Annotated in this window: 26 protein-coding genes; 11 read left to right on the forward strand and 15 right to left on the reverse strand. The window is 73.6% G+C overall.

Annotated features, from left to right (window positions below; translation table 11 throughout):
* Positions 1 to 21: 21 nt before the first annotated feature.
* Positions 22 to 1398 (forward strand): MFS transporter, encoded by a 1377-nt coding sequence (locus AB0953_RS12790; protein WP_366859448.1) that lies wholly within the window; start codon positions 22 to 24, stop codon positions 1396 to 1398.
* 6 nt (positions 1399 to 1404) lie between these two features.
* Here the strand turns inward: AB0953_RS12790 and AB0953_RS12795 are convergent, their stop codons facing one another.
* The 4 genes from AB0953_RS12795 to AB0953_RS12810 all read right to left on the reverse strand — a co-directional run bounded on the left by AB0953_RS12795 (position 1405) and on the right by AB0953_RS12810 (position 4742).
* Positions 1405 to 2196, reverse strand: coding sequence for a fused MFS/spermidine synthase (locus AB0953_RS12795; RefSeq protein WP_366859505.1), 792 nt, complete (start codon positions 2194 to 2196; stop codon positions 1405 to 1407).
* A 100-nt stretch (positions 2197 to 2296) separates the two neighbouring features.
* Positions 2297 to 3151, reverse strand: coding sequence for a patatin-like phospholipase family protein (locus AB0953_RS12800; protein ID WP_366859449.1), 855 nt, complete (start codon positions 3149 to 3151; stop codon positions 2297 to 2299).
* Between the two features lie 162 nt (positions 3152 to 3313).
* Complete coding sequence (gene tuf, locus AB0953_RS12805) at positions 3314 to 4495, reverse strand: elongation factor Tu (protein ID WP_366859450.1); 1182 nt, start codon at positions 4493 to 4495, stop codon at positions 3314 to 3316.
* A gap of 109 nt (positions 4496 to 4604) precedes the next feature.
* Positions 4605 to 4742 (reverse strand): hypothetical protein, encoded by a 138-nt coding sequence (locus tag AB0953_RS12810; protein ID WP_366859451.1) that lies wholly within the window; start codon positions 4740 to 4742, stop codon positions 4605 to 4607.
* 194 nt (positions 4743 to 4936) lie between these two features.
* Between AB0953_RS12810 and AB0953_RS12815 the strand changes: the two genes are divergently transcribed.
* From AB0953_RS12815 to lnt, 5 genes are all read left to right on the forward strand, one after another.
* The gene (locus AB0953_RS12815) at positions 4937 to 5662 is read left to right on the forward strand and encodes a VTT domain-containing protein (protein WP_366859452.1); all 726 of its coding nucleotides are present in this window, start codon (positions 4937 to 4939) and stop codon (positions 5660 to 5662) included.
* Positions 5663 to 5710: 48 nt separating this feature from the next.
* Complete coding sequence (locus AB0953_RS12820; RefSeq protein WP_366859453.1) at positions 5711 to 6589, forward strand: undecaprenyl-diphosphate phosphatase; 879 nt, start codon at positions 5711 to 5713, stop codon at positions 6587 to 6589.
* A gap of 135 nt (positions 6590 to 6724) precedes the next feature.
* On the forward strand, positions 6725 to 6892 hold the full coding sequence (locus AB0953_RS12825; RefSeq protein ID WP_366859507.1) for a hypothetical protein: 168 nt from the start codon (positions 6725 to 6727) through the stop codon (positions 6890 to 6892).
* A 69-nt stretch (positions 6893 to 6961) separates the two neighbouring features.
* Positions 6962 to 7432, forward strand: coding sequence for a nuclear transport factor 2 family protein (locus tag AB0953_RS12830; RefSeq protein ID WP_366859454.1), 471 nt, complete (start codon positions 6962 to 6964; stop codon positions 7430 to 7432).
* A gap of 47 nt (positions 7433 to 7479) precedes the next feature.
* Positions 7480 to 9075 (forward strand): apolipoprotein N-acyltransferase, encoded by a 1596-nt coding sequence (lnt, locus tag AB0953_RS12835; RefSeq protein ID WP_366859455.1) that lies wholly within the window; start codon positions 7480 to 7482, stop codon positions 9073 to 9075.
* Here the strand turns inward: lnt and AB0953_RS12840 are convergent.
* On the reverse strand, positions 9020 to 9925 hold the full coding sequence (locus AB0953_RS12840) for a Gfo/Idh/MocA family oxidoreductase (RefSeq protein WP_366859456.1): 906 nt from the start codon (positions 9923 to 9925) through the stop codon (positions 9020 to 9022). The two genes, lnt and AB0953_RS12840, sit on opposite strands and share 56 nt — an antisense overlap.
* Positions 9926 to 10007: 82 nt before the next feature.
* On the opposite strand from AB0953_RS12840, the gene AB0953_RS12845 reads away from it, so the two are divergent.
* Both AB0953_RS12845 and AB0953_RS12850 read left to right on the forward strand, forming a co-directional pair.
* Positions 10008 to 10532 (forward strand): DinB family protein, encoded by a 525-nt coding sequence (locus AB0953_RS12845; RefSeq protein WP_366859457.1) that lies wholly within the window; start codon positions 10008 to 10010, stop codon positions 10530 to 10532.
* Positions 10533 to 10608: 76 nt separating this feature from the next.
* Positions 10609 to 11124 (forward strand): hypothetical protein, encoded by a 516-nt coding sequence (locus AB0953_RS12850; protein ID WP_366859458.1) that lies wholly within the window; start codon positions 10609 to 10611, stop codon positions 11122 to 11124.
* A gap of 34 nt (positions 11125 to 11158) precedes the next feature.
* On the opposite strand, the gene AB0953_RS12855 is transcribed toward AB0953_RS12850, so the two are convergent.
* From AB0953_RS12855 to AB0953_RS12890, 8 genes are all read right to left on the reverse strand, one after another.
* The gene (locus AB0953_RS12855; RefSeq protein ID WP_366859459.1) at positions 11159 to 11656 is read right to left on the reverse strand and encodes a hypothetical protein; all 498 of its coding nucleotides are present in this window, start codon (positions 11654 to 11656) and stop codon (positions 11159 to 11161) included.
* Positions 11657 to 11751: 95 nt separating this feature from the next.
* Complete coding sequence (locus AB0953_RS12860) at positions 11752 to 12420, reverse strand: uracil-DNA glycosylase (protein ID WP_366859506.1); 669 nt, start codon at positions 12418 to 12420, stop codon at positions 11752 to 11754.
* A 159-nt stretch (positions 12421 to 12579) separates the two neighbouring features.
* Positions 12580 to 14163 carry an ABC transporter substrate-binding protein gene (locus AB0953_RS12865; protein ID WP_366859460.1) on the reverse strand — a complete coding sequence of 528 codons (1584 nt, stop codon included), beginning with the start codon at positions 14161 to 14163 and terminating at the stop codon, positions 12580 to 12582.
* Between the two features lie 152 nt (positions 14164 to 14315).
* Positions 14316 to 15077 carry an SDR family oxidoreductase gene (locus AB0953_RS12870; protein ID WP_366859461.1) on the reverse strand — a complete coding sequence of 254 codons (762 nt, stop codon included), beginning with the start codon at positions 15075 to 15077 and terminating at the stop codon, positions 14316 to 14318.
* Between the two features lie 17 nt (positions 15078 to 15094).
* Positions 15095 to 15856 (reverse strand): 3-oxoacyl-ACP reductase FabG, encoded by a 762-nt coding sequence (gene fabG / locus AB0953_RS12875; protein WP_366859462.1) that lies wholly within the window; start codon positions 15854 to 15856, stop codon positions 15095 to 15097.
* Between the two features lie 141 nt (positions 15857 to 15997).
* The gene (locus AB0953_RS12880; RefSeq protein WP_366859463.1) at positions 15998 to 16381 is read right to left on the reverse strand and encodes a DUF3037 domain-containing protein; all 384 of its coding nucleotides are present in this window, start codon (positions 16379 to 16381) and stop codon (positions 15998 to 16000) included.
* Positions 16378 to 17229 carry a HipA family kinase gene (locus AB0953_RS12885; protein ID WP_366859464.1) on the reverse strand — a complete coding sequence of 284 codons (852 nt, stop codon included), beginning with the start codon at positions 17227 to 17229 and terminating at the stop codon, positions 16378 to 16380. The genes AB0953_RS12880 and AB0953_RS12885 overlap by 4 nt, the downstream gene beginning before the upstream one ends.
* Before the next feature lie 19 nt (positions 17230 to 17248).
* Positions 17249 to 17671, reverse strand: a complete 423-nt coding sequence (locus AB0953_RS12890; protein WP_366859465.1) for an ATP-binding protein — start codon at positions 17669 to 17671, stop codon at positions 17249 to 17251.
* Positions 17672 to 18014: 343 nt separating this feature from the next.
* Between AB0953_RS12890 and AB0953_RS12895 the strand changes: the two genes are divergently transcribed.
* Positions 18015 to 19379, forward strand: coding sequence for an NAD(P)/FAD-dependent oxidoreductase (locus AB0953_RS12895; protein ID WP_366859466.1), 1365 nt, complete (start codon positions 18015 to 18017; stop codon positions 19377 to 19379).
* 27 nt (positions 19380 to 19406) lie between these two features.
* On the opposite strand, the gene AB0953_RS12900 is transcribed toward AB0953_RS12895, so the two are convergent.
* On the reverse strand, positions 19407 to 20030 hold the full coding sequence (locus AB0953_RS12900; RefSeq protein WP_366859467.1) for a TetR family transcriptional regulator: 624 nt from the start codon (positions 20028 to 20030) through the stop codon (positions 19407 to 19409).
* Positions 20031 to 20129: 99 nt separating this feature from the next.
* Here AB0953_RS12900 and AB0953_RS12905 point away from each other — a divergent pair, with 99 nt between their 5' ends.
* Both AB0953_RS12905 and AB0953_RS12910 read left to right on the forward strand, forming a co-directional pair.
* Positions 20130 to 20321 (forward strand): hypothetical protein, encoded by a 192-nt coding sequence (locus tag AB0953_RS12905; protein WP_366859468.1) that lies wholly within the window; start codon positions 20130 to 20132, stop codon positions 20319 to 20321.
* Entirely contained in the window at positions 20318 to 20593 is a 276-nt protein-coding gene (locus tag AB0953_RS12910; protein WP_366859469.1) for a DUF4190 domain-containing protein, read from the forward strand. The genes AB0953_RS12905 and AB0953_RS12910 overlap by 4 nt, the downstream gene beginning before the upstream one ends.
* 28 nt (positions 20594 to 20621) lie before the next feature.
* Here AB0953_RS12910 and AB0953_RS12915 read toward each other — a convergent pair whose 3' ends face one another.
* Complete coding sequence (locus AB0953_RS12915) at positions 20622 to 21596, reverse strand: antibiotic biosynthesis monooxygenase (RefSeq protein ID WP_366859470.1); 975 nt, start codon at positions 21594 to 21596, stop codon at positions 20622 to 20624.
* Positions 21597 to 21598: the final 2 nt, after the last annotated feature.

Here is a 21598-nt window from a genome sequence, read left to right on the forward strand (position 1 = left end):
CGGGGCGTGGATAGTCCGAGGGTGAAGCCTCCCGCCGCCCCGCCGCACCGCCCGTCCGCACGCCGCCTGCGGCCCGCCTGGGCCGGCCGCAACTACAGCCTGCTGACCGGCGCCGCCGTCATCACCAACCTCGGCAGCCACGGAGCGCTCATCGCCTCGGCGTTCGCCGTCCTCGAAGCCGGCGGGTCGGGTGCGGACGTCGGCCTCGTGGCCGCCGCCCGTACCCTGCCGCTGGTGCTGTTCCTGCTGATCGGCGGAGCCCTGGCCGACCGGATGCCGCGCCACCGCGTCATGGTCGCGGCCAACGCCCTCAACTGCGTCTCGCAGGCCGCCTTCGCCGTGCTCGTCCTCGCCGGGGACCCGCAGCTGTGGCAGATGATGCTGCTCACCGCGCTCTGCGGCACCGGCACCGCCTTCTTCAACCCGGCCGCCGAGGGCATGCTGCTCTCCAGCGTCGGGGGCGAGCACGCCAACCGCGCCTTCGCCCTCTTCCGGATGGCCATGAACGGCGCGGGGATCGGCGGCGCGGCCCTCGGCGGAGCGCTGATCGCCGCGATCGGCCCCGGATGGGTGCTGGCCGTGGACGCCGCCGCGTTCGCCCTGGCCGGAGCGCTGCGGGCCGCCCTGGACGTCGGCCGCACCGCCGGGCGGCCGCCCGGGGGCGGGCTGCTGGCCGACCTGCGCGAGGGCTGGGTGGAGTTCCGGACCAGGCCCTGGCTGTGGAGCATCGTGCTCCAGTTCTCCGTGGTGGTCGCCGTCGTCGGCGCCGCCGAGGCGGTGTACGGGCCCCTCGTCGCCCGGGACCGGCTGGGCGGGCCGGCGCCCTGGGGCCTGGCCCTGGCCTGCTTCGGCGCCGGCACCATCGCCGGTGCGGTGCTGATGATGGTGTGGAAGCCGCGACGGCTGCTTCTGGTGGGCACCGTCTGCGTGTTCCCGCTGGCGCTGCCGTCGGCCGGCCTGGCCGTGCCGCTGCCCGTGTGGGGCCTGTGCGCGGTGATGTTCGTCAGCGGGACGGCCATCGAGGTCTTCGGCGTGAACTGGATGACGACCATGCACCAGGAGATCCCGGAGGAGAAGTTCTCCCGGGTCTCCGCCTACGACTGGTTCGGGTCCGTGTCGATGCTGCCGCTGGCCACCGCCGTGGCCGGCCCCGTCGAGTCGGCGGTCGGCCGCACCGCCGCCCTGTGGGGCTGCGCCGCGCTGGTCGTGGTCGTCACCGCCGCCGTCCTGCTCGTCCCGGACGTCCGGCGGCTCACCCGCAGGCCCTCGCCCCCGAAGGCCGGCTCGCCCGCCCGCCCGGCGGACGCGGGCTCCCGCCCGGCGGACGCGGACCCCGGCCCGGCAGCGGGCGAAGCACCGGGCTCCGCCGCGCCGGCCGGAGCCGCCGCCGGCGTGTGAGCCCCCTCACCCGATGCCGAACGCCCCGTGCGGGGGCTGCGGGGAGGGCACCGCGTCGGCGTCGGCCACCGCAACGGCGCCGCGCACGAACCGGGCCAGCTCCGCCCCCGCCTCCACCCGCGCGGGGAAGGCGTCCGCCGCGCACCGCCGTGCCAGCGCGGCCACCGGCAGCTCCCGGTCCGAGGCGAGCACCACCGCGTTGCCGAACCGGCGCCCGCGCAGCACCCCCGGCTCCGCGATCAGGGCCAGCTCCCCGAACACCGCCCGGAAGGTCGCCAGCTGGGCCCGCAGGAAGTCGAACGGCGCCCCGTCGGCCAGGTTCGCCGCGTAGACCCCGCCCGGCCGCAGGACCCGCGCCGCCTCCCGCGCGTACTCCACGGAGGTCAGCTGCGCCGGGACCCGTGAGCCGCCGAACACGTCGGCGACGAGCACGTCCGCGCTGCCGGAGGGGGCGTCCGCCAGCCAGGCGCGGGCCTCGGCCGTGTGCACCGCGATCCCGGATCCGGCCGGCAGCGGCAGGTGTTCGGCGACCAGCTCCACCAGCCCGCGGTCGAACTCGACGACCTCCTGGCGCGAGCCCGGCCGGGTGGCAGCCGCGTACCGGGGCAGTGTCAGTGCGCCGCCGCCCAGGTGCAGCAGGTCCAGCGCGGCGCCCGGCTCCGCGACGCAGTCCAGGACGTGCGCGAGGCGGCGCGCGTACTCGAACTCCAGGTGCAGCGGGTCGTCGAGGTCCACGTACGACTGCGGGGCGCCGTCCACGGTCAGCAGCCAGGCCCGGTCCCGGTCCACGTCCGGCATCAGCTTGGCGGTGCCCTGGCCCACGTCCCGGATCACCGGGATCTGTTCGTCGCTCACGGCACCATTGTCCGGCAGCGGCCCCCGCCGCCCGCCGGGGCCCTCAGCCCCGCGCACCCGCCCAGACGGCGGCCGCCTCGGCGGCGTGCTGCGCGGCCTGCGCCAGCCCGGCGCGCGCGGCCGGGTCCCGCCGGGCGGGGTCCAGGACGTTGCGCCCGAAGGCCTTGCGGGCCTGCGCGGACGGCGTGATCAGCAGCACCCGGGCACCCGCCTCCCGCAGCTTCGCCGCCTGGGCGGCCGGCGAGGGGACGAGCGCGGAGCCGAGGGTGATCGGCGCGACGATCACCACGCGGGAGTATCCGGCTGCCAGGTCCGCGTTGGTCGCCGAGCGGATCCCGCCGTCGATGAAGCGCCGCCCGCCGACCGTCACCGGGGGCCACACGCCGGGCACGGCGCAGCTCGCCGAGACGGCATCGAGCACGGAGGCCCCGCTGTCCTTGTCGAAAGCGGTCAGCTCACCGGTCAGTGCGTCGACCGCGGTGACCACGAGCCTGCGCTCGGGCCAGTCCGGCGAGCCGAGCCGGGCGCGCAGCACCGTGCGGCGCTCCTCCTCCCCGCCGGTGTCGGCGGCCAGGGCGAGGGCGCCGACGCGCTTGCGGTAGGCCAGCGCGTTGCGCGAGCGCAGCATTGCGGCGCCGTACCGGGCGATCAGGCCCGGCCCGAACCGGGCCACCGGCTCGCCGGACGCGTCGCCGAGCTGCCTTTCGTACAGCTCCCGGGGCGTCAGCAGCCCCGAGGCCAGCTGGGCGCCGACCAGGGAGCCGGCCGAGGTGCCGACGACGAGGTCGGCTCCGGCCAGGTCCACGCCCGCCCGCGCGAGCCCGTACAGGATCCCGGACTCCCAGCCGACGCCGGTCAGTCCGCCGCCGCCCAGCACCAGTGCCGTACCGCCGCCCATCCCGCCCGCCCTTCGACGCCGCCTCGATCCGTGTCGACGGCAGTCTCGCCCACCGCGCGCCCGGCTTCCAGGGCGGGGTGGACCGCTACCGCTGCGGCCGGGCGCGTGCGGCGGCCGCAGCGGGGCGCCCGGGCCGCAGCCGGGCGCCCCGCCGTGCCGGTCTCAGCCGAGGACGGTCGTCACCGTCCCCGCGCCCACGGTCCGGCCGCCCTCGCGGATCGCGAAGCCGAGCCCCGCCTCCAGCGGCACGTCCCGCCCGAGCTCCACGGTCATCGTGACCGTCTCGCCCGGCCGGGCCACCGCCGCCGCGCCCAGGTCCACGTCGCCCACCACGTCGGCGGTGCGGATGTAGAACTGCGGCCTGTAGCCGGTGGACAGCGGCGTCGTGCGCCCGCCTTCGCGGCCGGAGAGGACGTACACCTGCGCGGTGAAGCGGCGCCTGGGCACCACGCTGCCGGGCGCGGCCGCCACGTGGCCGCGGCGCACCCCGTCGCGCGGCACCCCGCGCAGGAGGAGCGCCACGTTGTCCCCGGCCTCGGCGCACTCCATCGGCTTGCCGAAGGTCTCCAGGCCGGTCACCACCGTCTCGACGGGCTCGCCGTCGCCGCCGAGCACGGCGACGCGGTCGCCGACGCGGACGGTGCCGCGCTCGACGGCGCCGGTGACGACGGTCCCGCGGCCGGTGATGGTCAGCACGTTCTCCACCGGCAGCAGGAACGGCGCCTGCGTGTAGCGCACCGGCACGGGGACGTAGGTGTCCACGGCGTCGAGCAGCGCCTCGATCGCCCCGGTCCACCGCGGGTCGCCCCCGAGCGCGCCGAGGCCCGAGACCCGTACGACCGGCGCGCCGTCGCCGCCGTAGCCGTGGGCGGTGAGCAGCTCGCGGACCTCCAGCTCGACCAGGTCGGTGAGCTCGGGGTCCGCGGCGTCGGCCTTGTTCAGGGCGACGACGACGTGGTCGACGCCGACCTGCCGGGCGAGGAGCACGTGCTCCGCGGTTTGCGGCATGACCCCGTCGAGCGCGGAGACGACGAGGATCGCCCCGTCCAGCTGGGCGGCGCCGGTGACCATGTTCTTGACGTAGTCGGCGTGCCCGGGCATGTCCACGTGGGCGTAGTGCCGGGTGTCGGTCTCGTACTCGACGTGCGTGAGGTTGATGGTGATGCCGCGCCGGGACTCCTCCGGGGCCCGGTCGATGCGCTCGAACGGCACGAAGGAGGCGCCGCCGCGCTCGGCGAGGACCTTGGTGATGGCGGCGGTGAGGGTGGTCTTGCCGTGGTCGACGTGACCCATGGTGCCGATGTTCAGGTGCGGCTTGGTGCGCACGAAGGCCGTCTTGGCCATGGTGTCTCTTCCCGTTCTTCGGTGCTCTCACGACCGGCCGGAGCCGGAGGGGACCCCTGGAGCGAGCCGACCCTCCCCCTGTGGGGCCCGCCGGACTGTCCGGGAAGGGTCAGCTTCGTGCGCCGTCGACGGCGGCGAGCGCCAGTGCCAGTGCCGGCGCCTGTGCCCGGGTCTCGAAGTGCAGGACGGCAGCCTTCGGCGCGTCCGCGACTGCGGACGGCGCTGCGGGGAAGGCATACCGGGACATGGGCCCGATCCTGCCGGACCGGCGGCGGCCGGTCGAATGAATTTCCGTGCGCCCCGCGGGGCTTGGGCGTCCCGGCCGCGAACGGCGGGTGCGAACGGCCGCCCCCGGACGCGGCGCCCGCCGGCCGTCCGCCGTTCCTCCGCATGAGGCCTGGATTACGGCGGCCCGTCATGTGCGTCGGTTACCCTCCCGGGATGTCCCTCCTCCTGGCGCCGTGGATCCGGCTGTCGCTGCTCGTCGTGCTGCTGGCCGCGGCCGGCGCGGGCGTGCTGCTGTACGAGCCCCAGCGCCTCCTCGCGGAGGGCCTTCCCCCGGGTCTGCCCAGCGGCCCCGCGGCGCTCGTCTTCGCGGCCGCGTACGGGGCGGGCACGGCGGCCCTGGTCCCGCGCCCCCTGCTCAACCTGGCCGCGGGGGCCCTGTTCGGCGCCCCGCTCGGCCTGGCCGCCGCGGTGGCCGGCTCGGTGCTCGGCGCCGGCATCTCCTTCGGCCTCGGCCGGGCCCTGGGCCGCGACGCCCTGCGGCCCCTGCTGCGCGGGCGCTGGCTGCTGGCGGCCGACGAGCAGCTGGCCCGGCACGGCTTCCGCTCGATGCTGGCCGTGCGGGTCTTCCCGGGCCTGCCCTTCGCGGTGGCCAACTACTGCGCCGCGATCTCCCGCTGCGGCTGGCTGCCCTTCCTGACGGCCACCGCGATCGGCGTGGTCCCGAACACCGCCGCCTACGTCGTCGCCGGGGCCAGCGCCTCCTCCCCGGGCTCGCCCGCGTTCCTCCTCTCGGCCGGCTTCATCGCCGTCTCGGCGGTGGCGGCGGCGGTCGTCGGCTGGCGCAAGCGGCACCGGTTGGCACCCGCGAAGCCGGCCCGGGCCGCGGGGCACGTGCCGCAGCACCCCCCTGTGGTCGGAGCCGCCTCCCACGGGCCCTAGCATCGGACCTGAACTGTCCGACCATCACAAGGACGAACGCACCCCGACATGAGCTGGTTCGAATCCCTAATCCTCGGTCTCGTCCAGGGTCTTACGGAGTTCCTCCCCATCTCCTCCAGCGCCCACCTCCGGCTGACCGCGGCATTCGCCGGCTGGGAGGACCCGGGCGCCGCCTTCACCGCGATCACGCAGATCGGCACCGAGGCCGCCGTGCTGATCTACTTCCGCAAGGACATCGCGAAGATCGTCTCCACCTGGTTCCGCTCGCTCTACACCGCTTCGCTGCGGTCGGAGCAGGACGCCAAGATGGGCTGGCTGGTGATCGTCGGCTCGATCCCGATCGGTGTGCTGGGCCTGACGCTCAAGGACCAGATCGAAGGCCCGTTCCGTGATCTGCGGGTCACCGCCACCACCCTCGTCGTGATGGGCATCGTCCTCGGCATCGCCGACCGGCTCGCCGCCCGCGACGAGGAGGGCGGACGCCACCGCGCGGTGCGCGAGCGCAAGACGCTGCGGGAGCTGAGCGTCAAGGACGGCCTGATCTTCGGCGTCTGCCAGGCGATGGCGCTGATCCCGGGCGTCTCCCGGTCGGGTGCCACGATCTCCGGCGGCCTGCTGCTGGGCTTCACCCGCGAGGCCGCGGCCCGCTACTCCTTCCTCCTCGCCATTCCCGCCGTCCTGGCCTCGGGGGCGTTCGAGGTGAAGGACGTGGTCGAGAGCCCCGGCCACATCGTCTGGGGGCCGACGATCTTCGCCACGGTCATCGCCTTCGTCGTCGGCTACGCCGTCATCGCGTGGTTCATGAAGTTCATCTCCAGCAAGAGCTTCATGCCGTTCGTGATCTACCGGATCGCCCTGGGCATCGCCCTGTTCGTGCTGGTCGGCACGGACGTCCTCAGCCCCCACGCGGGCGAGTCCGCCGGATAGCGCGCGCCGGTCCTCACCCGCTCGCGTGAACGGCCAGGCCGCCCGGGAACGTTCCCGGGCGGCCTTTGCGTCGTTGTGCCCGGTGAGACCGCAATTGACTCGATGGCAAGCAGCAGGGGGTGTCCCATGGGCCGCGTGGTGTTGGAGCGATTCCCGGCCGGGAGTCCGCGGGGAAGCTGGCCCGCCGAGGAGTACGCCGCGCAGCGGCTGCGCGAGGGCGTGCCGGCCGAGGTGGTGATGGACCTGGCCAGCGACGCGTTCCTGGTCGTCGTCCGGCAGCGGGAGGCGCATTCAGGCCACTGATCCCGCCCCGGGGCCGCCGGTCCGCGCACACCCCTTGGCCTCGCGGGCCGGCGCCCCCACACTGACCCGATGACGCAGCGTGTGGACCTCGCCACGGTCATGGACCGGATGGCGATCGACGAGGTGGTCACGGGGTACGCGAGGGCCGTGGACGACGGCGACTGGGTGGCGTACCGCGCGCTCTTCGCGCCCGGCGGGCGGGCCGACTACACCTCGGCGGGCGGGATCGAGGGGCCGGCCGGCGAGGTCGCCGAGTGGCTCGCGGAGACCATGAAGCTGTTCCCGGTGCGCCAGCACCTCGTCGTCAACCGGCTCGTCCGCCTGGAGAGCCGGGTCGGCTGGCCGGCCGACCACGCCGAGGTGGGGGCGGACTTCGTCAATCCGATGCGGCTCGACCCGGGCGGGGCCGCTGCGGAGGCCACCACGCCGAACTTCACCGCCGCCGGCCGCTACACCTTCGCCCTGGCCCGCACCGCCCGCGACGGCTGGCGGCTCACCCGCGTCACCGTGCACGAGAAGTGGCGGCACCTCTCTTCCTGAGGGGCCGCAGCTGCTGCCCTGTCCCACACTGAGAGCGGAGGCGCGTCATGCTCACGAGGCGGACCCGGTGCTGGCGTGCGGCGGCCGCGGCCGCCGCCGGGGCGCTGCCGTGCCTGGCCTTCCCCGCCCCCGCGCTGTGGTGGTTCGCGTACGTGGCCCTCGTCCCCTGGATGCTGCTGCTGAGGACGGCTCCCACCGGGCGGCGGGCGGCGCTGGAGGGCTGGCTCGGCGGCGCCGGGTTCATCGTGGCCGTGCACCACTGGCTGCTCCCCAGCCTGCACGTGTTCCTGCTGCCGCTGGCGGCGCTGCTCGGCCTGCTGTGGGTCCCGTGGGCGGTCCTGGTGCGCGAGCTGCTCGCGGGGAGCCCGCGGCCGGGGCGCGCCGGGGCCGCGCTGGGGCTCGTACCGGCGGCCTGGCTGCTGTCGGAGCTGGCCCGGTCGTGGCAGGGGCTGGGCGGGCCGTGGGGGCTGCTGGGGGCGAGCCAGTGGCAGGTGCCGCCGGCGCTGCGGGTGGCCTCGGTGGGCGGGGTGTGGCTGGTGAGCCTGCTGGTGGTTGCGGTGAACTGCGCCGTGGTGCTGCTGGTCGCGGCTCCCGGGGCCCGGGTCCCGGCGTTGGCCGGGGTGACGGGGTGCGCGGTGCTGACGGGGGCGGTGTGGCTGTGGGTGCCCCAGGCGGGGCAGTCGGACGGTTCGGGCTCGCTGCGGGTGGCCGTCGTCCAGCCGGGCCCGGTCGCCGACGGGCCGGACAGCGCGGAGCGGCGCTTCGCGCTGGAGGAGCGGCTGACCCGTGCGCTGGCCGGGCAGTCGGTGGATCTGGTGGTGTGGGGCGAGAGCAGCGTCGGCGCGGACCTGGCGGCGCGCCCGGACCTGTCGCGCAGGCTGGCCGCCCTGTCGGCTGAGGTCGGCGCCCCGCTCCTGGTCAACGTGGACGCCCGCCGTCCGGCGGCGGCCAGCACGGGCAACGGGACCGGCACCGGCACCGGCACCGGGATCTACAAGAGCTCCGTGCTCGTCGGCCCCGGCGGACCGACCGGCGACCGGTACGACAAGATGCGCCTGGTGCCGTTCGGCGAGTACATACCGGCCCGGTCCCTGCTCGGCTGGGCCACCTCCGTCGGCAAGGCCGCGGGCGAGGACCGCCGGCGCGGCGCCGCCCCCGTGCTCATGGATCTCCCCGGCCGGCCCGGCGTCCGGATCGGCCCGCTGGTGTGCTTCGAGTCGGCCTTCCCCGACATGAGCCGCCGCCTGGCCGGCGACGGGGCCTCCCTGCTCGTCGCCCAGTCGGCCACCTCCAGCTTCCAGGACAGCTGGGCGCCGGCCCAGCACGCCTCGCTGGCCGCCCTGCGCGCCGCGGAAACCGGCCGCCCCGTCGTGCACGCCACCCTCACCGGCATCAGCGCCGTCCACGCCCCGGGCGGCGGACGGATCGGCCCGTGGCTGACCGGCTCCGCGCGCGAGGCGCAGGTGTACGAGGTCCCGCTCGCCGGCGGGACGACGCTCTACGTCCGTTTCGGCAACTGGCCCGCGGGCCTGGCCCTGGTGCTGCTGGCGGCGTACTGCGCGGTCGAGGGGACCCGCTCCCTCGGGCTCAGGAAGCCTGCTCCAAAGCCGACAGCACCACCCGCTCGCACAGTTCGTGGGTGAGCAGCGCGTCCCGGGCGCTGAGCGGCCTGCCCGCGTCGACGGCTTCCAGGAAGGCGTCCACGACCTGCTCGATGCCGCGCTGGCGGGCCACCGGCACCCAGTCCCCGCGGCGCCGCACGGTCGGCTGGCCTCGGTGGTCGATGATCTCCGCGAGGTTGACGACCTGCCGCTTGGTGTCCTGGCCCGCGACCTCCAGGATCTCCTCGGTGGAGCCCGACAGCCGGTTCATGATGCCCAGCGCGGTGAAACCGGCGCCGGACAGCGTGAGCACGACCTGGTGCATCAGGCCGCCCTGCACCACGGCCCGGACGTCGATGTGGTCGGCCTCGCCGGGCAGCAGGAAGCGCAGGGTGTCGACGACGTGGATGAAGTCGTCGAGGACGAGGGTGCGGGGGTCCTCGGGCAGCCCGACCCGGTTCTTCTGCATGATGATCAGCTCGCGCGGGTGGTCGGCGCACTGGACGTAGCCGGGCGCGTGGCGGCGGTTGAAGCCCACGGCCAGCGGGACGCCGCGCTCCTCGGCGAGCTCGACCAGCCGCCGCGAGTCGGCGAGCTCGTAGGCGAGCGGCTTGTCCACGTAGGTCGGCACGCCCGCCTCGAGCAGCCGCGTGACGATCTCGGGGTGCACGGTGGTCGGTGCGTGCACGAACGCCGCGTCGAGGCCCTCGGCGAGCAGCCCGTCGAGGCCGGTGTGGCGGCGCTCCGCGGGGATGTGGTGGATCTCCCCGATGCGCTCCAGCGTGGCGGGGGTGCGGGTCTGCAGGTGCAGCTCCAGGCCCGGACGGGCGGTCAGGACGGGCAGGTACGCCTTCCGGGCGATGTCGCCCAGTCCGATGACGCCGACCTTCACCGCATACCTCCTGGTTGATCCTCGGGGACGTCCGCAGCTTAATCCCTGGTGGGGCGGCCCCGGTTGGCCGAGGATGTCGCTCATGACGACGACTTCCGGATCACATCGCACCGAGCCCTCCACCTCCGCCGGCGAGCGGGAGATGCTGGAGGGCTGGCTGGACTACCACCGCCAGACCCTCGCCTGGAAGTGCGAGGGGCTGAGCGAGGAGGAGCTGCGCCGGCTGCCGCTCGCGCCGTCCCGGCTGAGCCTGCTGGGCCTCGTACGGCACATGGCGGAGGTGGAGCGGTACTGGTTCCGGGAGATCATGCTGGGCGAGGAGCTGCCCGAGCTGTACTCCACGCGCGAGAACCGGGACGGCGACTTCGACTTCACCGCCGGGGACACCTTCGCCGAGGCGGCGGGGGTGTGGCGGACCGAGGTCGAGCTGGCCCGGCAGGCCGCGGAGGGCCGGCCGCTGGAGCTGATGTCGCGGCGCGAGAGCCACCACCGGGGCGAGGCGTTCAGCCTGCGCTGGGTGTACACCCACATGATCGAGGAGTACGCGCGCCACAACGGGCACGCCGACCTGCTGCGCGAGCACATCGACGGCGCCACGGGCGAATGACGGCGTGTCACCCGTGCGGGGTCAATATCGGCTCCGGATTTTCACAACGGGGTGCTCGCACAGCAGAGTTGCCCGCGTGCACACCACCCGAACCTCGACAAAGCTGCTGCTCTCGGTCGCCGGCGCCGTCTCGGCCGTCTCCGGCTGCGTGAACGTGACCCCCGCCTCCATGCAGCCGGCGGGTGCTCCCGGGACGACGGGGGCCGCGCCGCCGTCGCCGGGACACGTTCCGCGGGGCGGGCCGGGGGCTGCGGTGCCGGGGGCCGCGGTGGAGGTGCAGGCGCCGGCGCTGGAGGCGCTGAAGGCGGGGCCGGCCCGGCCGACGGCCTCGGCCACGGGGACCGGCGGCCGGCCCCCGGCCGGCGCGCCGCCGGTTGCGGACGTCCCGGAGCCGCGCCCGCCGGCGGGGCGGCCCGCGGAAGGCCGCTCCCGCGGCCCGCAGCGCCCGGCCCCGGAGGCCGAGCTCCCGCACGAGGTGATCGACCGGCTCCCGGTCCGCCCGGCCGACGTCTGCGCCCTGGGCCGCGCGCACGGCCGCTGGACCCCCGACAGCCCGGAATCCCGCATCTGCGAGGGCGTCCGCACCCCCTGACCCCCTGGCCCCGCTGCGAAAGCGGGGCCCTCCGCTACGGATGCTGGGCCGGGAAGGGGCCCGGGCCCGGAGGGGACGAGAGGCGGCGCTCCAGGCGGGTGATGGCGGCGCGGATGCCGTTGGCCCAGCCGTCGTCCGGGAGGGCCCCGGCGGCGGCCCGGGCCCGGGCCAGGTGGAGCCGGGCTTCGGCCGGCCGTCGCAGCTTCGCGTAGTCCGCGGCCAGGCTGAGGTGCAGCGAGGGGTAGAACCCCCGCACGGCGGGATGCGGCTCGCCCCCCGCCCCGGCGAGCGCGTCGGCGGCGGTCAGGGCCCGCAGGTCCCAGGACAGCTCGTCGGCGGGGTCGTCCTGGGCGTCGGCCATGTAGTGGGCGAGCGTGCACCGGTGGAGCCCCGCGCCGTCCTCCCCGATCTCGGCCCACAGCTCCCCCAGCCGGTTGCGGGCCTCCTCCCGGTCCCCGGCGTGCAGCAGGATGACCGCCTGGCCGATCCGGGTCATGACGGCGTCCTCCGACGCCTCCTGCTGCTCCCTCACCACGGCCTCCGGCTGGCTCCGCCGGACCCGTCGCGGTCCGGTCGTCCCGACGCTAACCGCAGGCACCGGGGATGGCGCCGAGGCGCGGTCGGCCGTCAGCCCAGGTTCGGGATCGTCCAGTCGATCGGCTCATGGCCCTGCGCCGCGACGGCCTCGTTGATCTGGGTGAAGGGCCGGGAGCCGAAGAACTTCTTCGCCGACAGCGGGGAGGGGTGGGCGCCCTTGACGACGACGTGCCGCTCCTCGTCGATCAGCGGGAGCTTCTTCTGGGCATAGGCGCCCCACAGCACGAAGACGGCCGGGTCGGGGCGGTCGGCGACGGCGCGGATCACCGCGTCGGTGAACTTCTCCCAGCCCTTGCCCTTGTGCGAGTTGGGCTCGGCCTCGCGGACGGTGAGGACCGCGTTCAGCAGCAGGACGCCCTGCTCGGCCCACGGCATCAGGTAGCCGTTGTCCGGGATGGGGGTGCCCAGCTCCTCGTGCATCTCCTTGTAGATGTTGCGCAGCGACGGCGGGGTCTTGATCCCCGGCCGGACGGAGAAGCACAGGCCGTGGCCCTGGCCGGCGCCGTGGTACGGGTCCTGGCCGAGGACGAGGACCTTCACCTTCTCGAAGGGGGTGGCCTCCAGGGCCGCGAAGACCTGCTCGCGGGGCGGGTAGACCGGCCCGTTCGCCCGCTCCTTCTCGACGAACTCGGTGAGCTCCTTGAAGTAGGGCTGGTCCAGCTCTCCGCCGAGGACGGGGAGCCAGGACTCGGGCAGCATCTGGGTCACGTCTACAACCTCCGGTAGTACAAGTACACGCCACTGCGCGGTGCAACGTCTCAGAACCTACCGGGGGCCACTGACAGCGCCGCACCCGCCGGGGGTCGGGACCCCCGGCGGGTGCGGTTGCCTGCTGCCGCCGGCTGCGGCCGCCGGCGGCTACCAGCTGGTCTTGCGGTACAGCTCCCACATCTGGAAGACCGTCTGCGGGTCGAGCGCCCGCTCGCCGCCCGCGATGTCCTCCCGCGCGGCGACGTACAGCTTGCCCTGCCACAGCGGCAGCAGCCGGACGTCGTCGGCGAAGATCTGCTGCGCCTGCTCGAACTGGTGGATGCCGGCGGCGCGGTCGCTCTCGCGGCGGGACTTGGGCAGCAGGTCGGTCAGGATCTCTTGCTGCTCGTACGGGGTGCCGACCGCGTTCTCCTTGCCGACGAACGGCGCGATGAAGTTGTCCGGGTCCGGGAAGTCGGGGAACCAGCCTCGGCCGAAGACCGGGTACTGGCCGTTCTTGTAGCCCTCCTGGAAGCTCTTCCAGGGCTGCCCGCGCAGAGTGATCTTGAACAGGCCGCTCTCGTCCAGCTGCCGCTTGATCTCGGTGAACTCGTCGGCGGTCGAGGCGCCGTAGCGGTCGGTGGTGTACCAGAAGGTCAGCTCGACCGGCTGGTTGATGCCGGCGTCCTTGAGGATCTTCTTGGCCTTGCCGACGTCGGGCTGGCCGTACTTGTCGAAGAACGGCGTCTTGTGGCCCACGACACCCTTGGGGACCATCGAGAACAGCGGCTCGGCGGTGCCCTGGTAGACCTTGGACACGAGGGTGCCGCGGTCGATGATCTGCGCGATCGCCTGGCGCACCGGGAGCTTGTTGACGTTGGGGTCCTGGGGGTTGAACACCAGGTAGCGGATCTCGGCGCCGACGTTCTCGACGACCTGGACGCCCAGCCCGTGTGCGGCCGGGCTCTGGAGGTCCTTGACCTCCGTGGCCGACAGGCCTCGGTAGGTGGCGTCGATCTCCTTGCCCTTGAGGGCGGCGACCATCTTCGTGGAGTCCGCGAAGTAGCGGATGGTGACCGCGTCGTTACGGCGGTTGGCGAAGCCGTTGTAGGAGCCGTTCTTGCTGAGGACCGCCTCGCTGCCCTCCTTGTAGGAGTCCAGCAGGTACGGGCCCGAGCCGGTGATCTTGCCGTCCTCGCGCACCTTGTCCGCGGGGTAGTCCTTGGGCGCGACCAGGGAGGCGGCCGGCGAGCCGAGGACGAAGGGGAAGGTGGCGTCCGGCACCTTCAGGTGGAAGACGACGGTCTGCGCGTCGGGGGTCTCGATCTTGTCGAGGTTGCCGAAGAGGTCCTTCGGGCCGACCTTGGAGCCGATGGTGCGGATCCGGTCGAGCGAGTACTTGACGGCCTTGGCGTCGAGCGGCTCGCCATTGGAGAACTTCAGGCCCTTGCGCAGCGTGCAGCGGTACGACTCGTTCGCGGAGTCCGTGAAGTCGCAGGCCTGGGCCGCGTCCGGCTGGGGCTTGGTGGAGCCGGTGGGGAAGGCCAGGAGGGTCTGGTACACGTTGCGGTACAGCTCCCAGGAGCCGTCCCAGGCCGCGGCGGGATCGAGGGTGCTCGGAGCGCTCGTCGTGCCGACGACGATGCGCTTCTGGGCGTCTTTGCTGTCATCCGAAAGCAGACCGCATCCGGCGAGCAGGGATATGGACGCCAGGGCCGCAGTGATCTGCAGGCTTCTGGTCCGGTTGAACACGTGCACGCTCCTCGATCAGCCAGGGGTGCCGCAAACCCTAGCGCAGTGCGTCACAAATCCAAGGGGCAGGTTTGGTGTGACACTTGACCGTTTTCGCGCCTGTTCGGTACGTATTTGCCTCCCCGTGGGAGGCAAATACGTCCGATTATCGATCAGTGAACTCCGGCATTGAGGAACATTCCTCCGTCAACGACCAGAGTTTGACCAGTGATCCATTCCGCTTGTGCAGATGTAAGAAAAGCCGCAGCTCCGCCGATGTCCTCCGGCAGGCCCAGCCGGCCCAGCGGATAGGCCGCGGCGGCCTCCGCCTCGCGCCCCTCGTAGAGCGCCTGGGCGAACTTGGTCTTGACCACGGCCGGCGCGATCGCGTTGACCCGGACCCCCGGCGCCATCTCGTGGGCGAGCTGGAGGGTCAGGTTGACCATGGCGGCCTTGCTCATCCCGTACGCCCCGATGAAGGGCGAGGCGGAGACCCCGGCGATGGAGGCGATGTTCACGATCGCCCCGCCGTGGTCCTTCTGCCAGGCGTGCCAGGTCCGCTGGGCGAAGCCGAGCGCCGAGATCACGTTCGTCTCGAAGACCTTGCGCGCGACGCCGAGGTCCAGGTCCGCGATCGGACCGAAGACCGGGTTGGTGCCGGCGTTGTTGATCAGGAAGTCGACCCGCCCGAAGGCCTCCATCGTGCGCTCGACGGCCACGGCCTGGTGGGCCTCGTCGTGCGCCTTGCCGGCGACGCCGATCACCCGGTCCGCGCCGAGCGCCTCGACGGCCTCCTTGAGGGCATCCTCGTTGCGCCCGGTGATGCACACCCGGTCGCCGCGGGCCACCAGCGCCTCGGCGATGCCGTAGCCGATGCCCCGGCTCGCGCCGGTGATCAGCGCGACCTTCCCGCTGTCCGTTCCTTCGTACGCCATGTCCGCGCCTCCCCTCGTCAGTTGAGCGGGCCGCCGGCCACGTACAGGACCTGGCCGGAAACGAACCCGGCCGCCTCGCCGGTGAAGAAGGCGATCGCGTGGGCGATGTCGTCGGGGCGGCCGACGCGCTGGACGGGGATCTGGGTGGCGGCGGCGGCCTGGAACTCCTCGAAGCCCATGCCGACGCGGGCGGCGGTCTGCGCGGTCATCTCCGTGGCGATGAAGCCGGGGGCGACGGCGTTGGCGGTGACGCCGAACTTGCCGAGCTCGATGGCCAGGGTCTTGGTGAAGCCCTGGAGGCCCGCCTTGGCGGCCGAGTAGTTGAGCTGGCCGCGGTTGCCCAGCGCCGAGCTGCTGGAGAGGTTGACGATGCGGCCGAACTTGGCCTCGACCATGTACTTCTGACAGGCCCTCGACATCAGGAACGCGCCGCGCAGGTGCACGTTCATGACGGTGTCCCAGTCGCTGTCGCTCATCTTGAACAGCAGGTTGTCGCGCAGCACCCCCGCGTTGTTGACCAGGATGGTCGGAGCGCCCAGCAGGCTCGCGACGCGCTCCACGGCCGCCTCCACCTGGGCCGCGTCCGAGACGTCGCAGCCGATCGCCACGGCCTTGCCGCCGGCCGCGGTGATGGCCTCGACGGTGTCCTTGCAGGCCGCCTCGTCGAGGTCGAGTACGGCGACCGCCCGGCCCTCGGCGGCCAGGCGCACGGCGGTGGCCGCGCCGATGCCCCGGGCCGCCCCGGTCACGATGGCGACGCGCTGCTCGGTGGTGGACATGCTGGATCTCCTCGCGCTTGGAATCCTCTGGGCGGCCCTCGAAGGTGAGCAACCGCTTAGTAGCCTCAGCTGAGGAGACGCTAGGAGCCCCGGCACCCGGTGTCAACGGCACCGGGCCCAGGGCCCCCCGGGTCGTCCGGATCAGCGCACCAGCAGGTCGAGCAGCCGTTCCACCTCGGCTTCCGGATCGGCCGTCAGGCCGGTGTGCACCGGGCCGGGCTGCACCACCGTGCTGCGCGGGGCGATCAGCCAGCGAAACCGGCGCCCCGGGTCGTCGCCCGCCGCCTGGCCGGCCCGTTCGCCGCCGGTGCACACGCCCTCGACGCCCTGCAGGGCGGCCCGTACGCCGACCACGTCGGCCTCCGGGTCGAGCGCGAGGAGCTTGGCCTCGTCCAGGTGGGTGCGGGCGGCGACGTACGAGCGCGCCCGGCAGTAGACGATCACTCCGGCGTTGAAGCACTCCCCGCGCTCCACCCGGGGCACCACGCGCACCAGCGCGTATTCGAACACGTCCCGCTTGGTCACTCGTCGCCGCTCTTCTGCTCGTTCTTGTTCTTGTGGGGCTGGGGAGGAAGGCGCTCGGCGAGCCAGCCCGGCGGACCGGACCGGGGCCTGACCTCGGCCTCCATGGTGATCCTCTCGTGGATCGTGGCCGCGCGCGGCAGCAGTGCCTCCACGTAGGCGCGCCGCACCGCGTCGGTGGAGTCGAAGCCGGGCTCGTCGACGAGCCACTCGTCGGGGACGTCCGCCGCGACCTCGGCGAGCAGTTCCGCGGTCACCCGCGGAGCCAGCTCTGCGGCCGCTGCCGCGATGTCCGGGCCGACCGGGGCCAGGACGTGGTCGGAGGCGTTGTAGGGTTTCGCGGCGGCGGCCTGGGCGGTGGGCCAGTTGTGGTGCCAGATCATGGTGGCGCCGTGGTCGATGAGCCACAGGTCCCCGTGCCAGACCAGCATGTTCGGATTGCGCCAGGACCGGTCGACGTTGTTGACCAGTGCGTCGAACCAGACCACGCGCCCCGCTTCGACGGGGTCCGCCCCGTACGCGAGCGGGTCGAACCCGATCGACCCGGGCAGGTAGTCCATCCCGAGGTTGAGCCCGCCGCTGGCCTTGAGCAGCTCCTGGACCTCCTGGTCGGGCTCGCCGAGCCCGATGACGGGATCGAGCTGCATCTGCACCAGCCGCGGGACCCGCAGTCCCAGCCGCTGGGCCAGGCGGCCGCAGATGACCTCGGCGACCAGGGTCTTGCGCCCCTGGCCGGCTCCGGTGAACTTCATGACGTACGTGCCGAGATCGTCGGCCTCGACGATCCCCGGGAGCGAGCCGCCCTCGCGCAAGGGCGTGACGTAGCGGGTCGCTGTCACTTCTGTAAGCATTTTCCGAGGTTACGGGGCGTCAAGCCGTCCGGTGCCGCGGGGAGGGCCGGTCCGGCGGGTGGAAGCAGGCCGTGATGGCCTTGCCGCCGTGCACCGCGTGGGCGTCCCACTCGTCGGCGAGCGCGTCGATGATCGCCAGGCCCCGGCCCGAGGTCGCCTCGGGGGAGGCCTGCCTGGGGGCGGGCAGGTGCGGGTCGCCGTCGGCCACGCTCACGTGCAGACAGCTGCCGTCCCAGGTCAGGACCAGGTGGGCGCTGCTGTCGGCGTGCACGTGCGCGTTGGTGACCAGTTCGGACACGGTGAGCAGGATGGAGTGGACCGTGTCGGGGGCGCGCTCGGTCCACGGCAGGGTGCTCAGATGCGCCAGACACCACCGGCGGGCCTCGCGGACCCCGCGGTGGACGGGAAACGACCGGGCCCAACCGACTGCTCGTACCGGCACGGTCCCACCTCGCCCTCACTCGTCGGATCGTCGACTCGTCGAATCGTTCGTCAGCTGCGGCCGGCCCGGTGCCGGGGCCGGCGGCCGGGCCCGCGCGTGACCAGCAGCAGGGCCAGCAGCATCGGTGCGATCAACAGGATCATGGTGGCCACGGTGTTCGGTCCCCTCGCGATCGGTGCCTCTGGGAGCTGTTCGACCTCTTCGGCGTATGGCCGCCCGGACGTGGCCGAAACACCCGGGCCGGGGCCCCGCTCCCCCGCCGTGGGGCGCTCGCACGTGCAGAGCAGGCACCGGACGGGCATGTGCGGGAGGACCTGGCAGACCCGAGAAGGGACGGAAGACCGTGCAACGACCGAGGATTCTCGTGGTGGGAGCCGGATTCGCCGGGGTGGAGTGCATCCGGCGGCTGGAGCGCAGGCTCTCGCCCTCGGAGGCGGACATCGCCCTGGTCACCCCGAACTCCTACCAGCTGTACCTGCCGCTGCTGCCCCAGGTGGCCTCCGGCGTGCTGACCCCGCAGTCCGTCGCCGTCTCGCTGCGCCGCAGCAGCCGCTACCGGACCCGGATCATCCCCGGCGGGGCCGTCGGCGTGGACACCCGGGCGAAGGTCTGCGTCGTCCGCAGCATCACCGGCGAGCTGACGAACCACCCGTACGACCACCTGGTGCTGGCGCCCGGCAGCATCACCCGCACCTTCGACATCCCCGGCCTCACCGAGAACGCCCGGGGCATGAAGACCCTCGCGGAGGCCACCTACCTGCGCGACCACGTCATCTCCCAGCTCGACCTGGCGGACGCGAGCGAGGACGCAGCGGAGCGGGCGGCGCGGCTGTGCTTCGTCGTGGTCGGCGGCGGATACGCGGGCACCGAGACGGCCGCCTGCCTCCAGCGGCTCACCCACCACGCCGTGAAGCGCTACCCCCGGCTGGACCCCCGACAGATCACCTGGCACCTCCTCGACCTCGCGCCGAAACTGATGCCCGAACTCGGCGACGCACTGGGCCGGACGGCCCTGGACGTCCTGCGGCGCCGCGGCATCCGGGTCTCCCTCGGCGTCAGCGTGGCCAAGGCGGGCCCCACGGAGATCACCCTGACCGACGGCCGGGTGCTGCCCAGCAGGACGCTGATCTGGACCGCCGGAGTGGCCGCGAGCCCTCTGGTCGCCACCCTGGACGCGGAGACCGTCCGCGGCCGGCTCCTGGTGACGCCGGAGATGACCGTGCCCGGTGCGCCCGGAGTGTTCGCGCTGGGAGACGCAGCGGCCGTCCCCGACCTCGCCGCGCAGGAGGAGGGGGCGGTGTGCCCGCCCACCGCGCAGCACGCCCTGCGCCAGGGACGGACCCTCGCGGACAACCTGATCGCGACGCTGCGCCACCAGCCCCTGCGCCCGTACGTGCACAAGGACCTGGGGCTCGTCGTCGACCTCGGGGGCACCGACGCGGTGTCCAAGCCGCTGGGCATCCCGCTGCGCGGCCTGCCGGCCCAGGCCGTGGCCCGCGGCTACCACTGGTCCGCGCTGCGCACCGGCGTCGCCAAGACGCGCGTGGCGACCAACTGGCTGCTCAACGCGCTGGCCGGCGACGACTTCGTCCGGATCGGGATCCGGTCCTCCAAGCCGCCGACGCTGCGGGAGTTCGAGTACACCGACGCCTACCTGACCGCCGAGCAGGTGAGGGCCCGCACGGCGGCGCTGCGCGGCTCGGGCTGAGGGCTGCCCGGCCCGCGCCCCTCCGGGTCACCCCGGCCAGTGCACCCGTCCGAGGTGGATCAGGCGGAGCTGGCTGCGGGCCGTGGCGACGGCGGCCGACCAGTCCTCGCCGCGCAGCGAGGCGGCGAGGAAGGCCGAGGCGGTCATGAACATGTGATCGACGAGGAGCCGGGACAGCATCGTCACGTCGGCGGCGTCCCAGCCCGCGCTCACGGCGTCCGCCGCCAGCGCCGCCCCGATCTCGTCGGCCAGGGCGTCGAGTTGTCCGGCGATGGCCTCCCGTACCGCCGGCACCCCGCCGTGGCGTTCGCGGACCAGGAAGCGGACGTGGGCGGGCCGGCCGCGCACCAGCTCCGCGACGAGCCGTACGACGGCGTCGCCGCGCCGTTCGGGGTCGCCGGTTGCGGCGAGGATGCCCCGTACCGTCTCGCGCAGGCTGGCCAGCGCCTCCTCGACCAGCGCGGCCCCCAGCGCGTCCATGCTCCGGAAGTGGCGGTAGAAGGCGGTGGGGGCGACTCCGGCCCCCCGGGCCACCTCCCTGAGGCCCAGACTGCCGAGGCTGCGCTCCTCCAGCTGCGCCAGGGCGGCGTCGAGGAGGGCGCGGCGGGTGCGGCGGCGCTGGGCCTCGCGGGCCCCGGTGGACGGAGTCATGACGCGAAGTCAACCCGTCACGGCCGGGCCGGCGCCAGCATGGAGCACACCGAACCGGGTAGTCGGTGAACAACTGTTACCTGAGCGGAAGGACGTCCCATGCTCTTCCTCGTGGGTGCGTTGCTGGTCCTTGGTGTCGTCATCGGCGCCGCGGCCCACGTCCCGGTGCCCGTCAGCCTGGTCGCCGGCTGCGCCATCGCCCTCTGGCTCGCCCTCTTCGCCGCGCGCGAGCGCCTCCGCGGCCACCGCAGGACCGGCCGCCCGGTCCACGGGCGGGGAGGCCTGCGATGAGCCCGCGGACCGCATCCCGCGCACGCCCCGTGAACCCCGTCCGCGATGCCGACGCGATGGCGGTCACCTCGTTCGTGCTCGGCTTGGTGGGGCTACTGGTGATGAACCTCGTCCTCGGTCCGACCGCCGTCGTCCTGGGCGCCCTCGCGCTGTGGCGGCGGACGGGCAGGCCCGGCCGCGCCCGCCTCGGCATCGCCCTGGGTGCGGCCGACGTGGTGGTCCTCGCCTGCCTCGTCACCGCCGACGGGACCTGGTCGTGGAGCCTGGCCTGAGTGTCGCGGTGCGGGCCGCGCCCGCCGGTCAGGGAAGGGTCCAGATCTGCGTCGTCACGAGGTAGAAGACCGCGACCCAGAACACGGTCACCGCGGCGACGATCCCCAGGCCGAGGCGGTTGTTCCTCGCGGGCGGGTCGCCCGGGGGCGGTCGCAGCCACCGCTTCAGCAGCGGGTTCACGTAGTAGGGCATGGTGAGGAAGGTCATCAGGAAGCTGGAGAGCAGGTTGCCGACCAGCAGTCCCAGCCAGAGCGGCATGTGCAGCGGCGACAGGGCGAGCGTCAGGAGCACGACGGTCGGGTACAGGCCGACCCACACGGCGATGGCGGTCTTCGTCTCCGAGGGGGCCGGCGCTGCCGTGCCGTCCTCCTCGAAGGCGAACCAGCTGCCGAACGAGTTGTCGATCGTGCTCAGTTTGAAGTCGCTGAACTCCCGGCCCTGGGCCAGGACCTCCTGCCGCTGGGGCGAGGTCAGCCAGGCGTCGAGGTGCTGGGCGCTGTCGAAGCGGTACAGCGTGGTCCACTCGTCCTGGAGCCCCTCGATCGGCCGGAACATCTCCGTTCCGCGGAACCCCTCGAACGTGCCCTCCGCCTCGCTCATGCGGCGCTGCCACGCGAGGAAGTCGTCCACGCGGTCCGGGTGGACGCGGTGGGTGATCACCACGGTCACCAGCGGATCGGGGGCCTTGGTGTGGCCGCCGGTGAGGACCCGCTGGGTTCCCGGGCCGTCGAGGTAGGTGTCGCCGACCTCCAGCAGCCTCTGCCTGGTCGCGCTGTTGATCCACGCCTGGAGGTGGGGTATCGAGTCGAACCGGTAGACGATGACCCATTCGGGCTGCAGGGCGGTCGGCCGGGAGACCTCGACGCCGAGGTATCCGGGGTACTCGGCCGCAGCGGCGTTGACCTCGTCCTGCCAGATCTCGTAGTCGCGCTCCCTGCCCGGCAGGACCTTCTGGCCGATGATGGCCGTCGCCGCGGCGTCGTCGTGCTTGTCGGTGGGCATGG

This window comes from Streptomyces sp. NPDC046866, assembly GCF_040704625.1.
In the GTDB taxonomy this organism is placed as follows: domain Bacteria; phylum Actinomycetota; class Actinomycetes; order Streptomycetales; family Streptomycetaceae; genus Streptomyces.

Bases quoted from the DNA above. Each gene is read 5' to 3' on its own strand.
- AB0953_RS12795 (WP_366859505.1), bottom strand. From the start codon at position 2,196: ATGCCGGACGTGGACCGGGACCGGGCCTGGCTGCTGACCGTGGACGGC.
- AB0953_RS12800 (WP_366859449.1), bottom strand. From the start codon at position 3,151: ATGGGCGGCGGTACGGCACTGGTGCTGGGCGGCGGCGGACTGACCGGC.
- tuf (WP_366859450.1), bottom strand. From the start codon at position 4,495: ATGGCCAAGACGGCCTTCGTGCGCACCAAGCCGCACCTGAACATCGGC.
- AB0953_RS12810 (WP_366859451.1), bottom strand. From the start codon at position 4,742: ATGTCCCGGTATGCCTTCCCCGCAGCGCCGTCCGCAGTCGCGGACGCG.
- AB0953_RS12815 (WP_366859452.1), top strand. From the start codon at position 4,937: ATGTCCCTCCTCCTGGCGCCGTGGATCCGGCTGTCGCTGCTCGTCGTG.
- AB0953_RS12820 (WP_366859453.1), top strand. From the start codon at position 5,711: ATGAGCTGGTTCGAATCCCTAATCCTCGGTCTCGTCCAGGGTCTTACG.
- AB0953_RS12830 (WP_366859454.1), top strand. From the start codon at position 6,962: ATGACGCAGCGTGTGGACCTCGCCACGGTCATGGACCGGATGGCGATC.
- lnt (WP_366859455.1), top strand. From the start codon at position 7,480: ATGCTCACGAGGCGGACCCGGTGCTGGCGTGCGGCGGCCGCGGCCGCC.
- AB0953_RS12845 (WP_366859457.1), top strand. From the start codon at position 10,008: ATGACGACGACTTCCGGATCACATCGCACCGAGCCCTCCACCTCCGCC.
- AB0953_RS12860 (WP_366859506.1), bottom strand. From the start codon at position 12,420: ATGCTGCCCGAGTCCTGGCTCCCCGTCCTCGGCGGAGAGCTGGACCAG.
- AB0953_RS12870 (WP_366859461.1), bottom strand. From the start codon at position 15,077: ATGGCGTACGAAGGAACGGACAGCGGGAAGGTCGCGCTGATCACCGGC.
- fabG (WP_366859462.1), bottom strand. From the start codon at position 15,856: ATGTCCACCACCGAGCAGCGCGTCGCCATCGTGACCGGGGCGGCCCGG.
- AB0953_RS12885 (WP_366859464.1), bottom strand. From the start codon at position 17,229: ATGCTTACAGAAGTGACAGCGACCCGCTACGTCACGCCCTTGCGCGAG.
- AB0953_RS12900 (WP_366859467.1), bottom strand. From the start codon at position 20,030: ATGACTCCGTCCACCGGGGCCCGCGAGGCCCAGCGCCGCCGCACCCGC.
- AB0953_RS12905 (WP_366859468.1), top strand. From the start codon at position 20,130: ATGCTCTTCCTCGTGGGTGCGTTGCTGGTCCTTGGTGTCGTCATCGGC.
- AB0953_RS12910 (WP_366859469.1), top strand. From the start codon at position 20,318: ATGAGCCCGCGGACCGCATCCCGCGCACGCCCCGTGAACCCCGTCCGC.
- AB0953_RS12915 (WP_366859470.1), bottom strand. From the start codon at position 21,596: ATGCCCACCGACAAGCACGACGACGCCGCGGCGACGGCCATCATCGGC.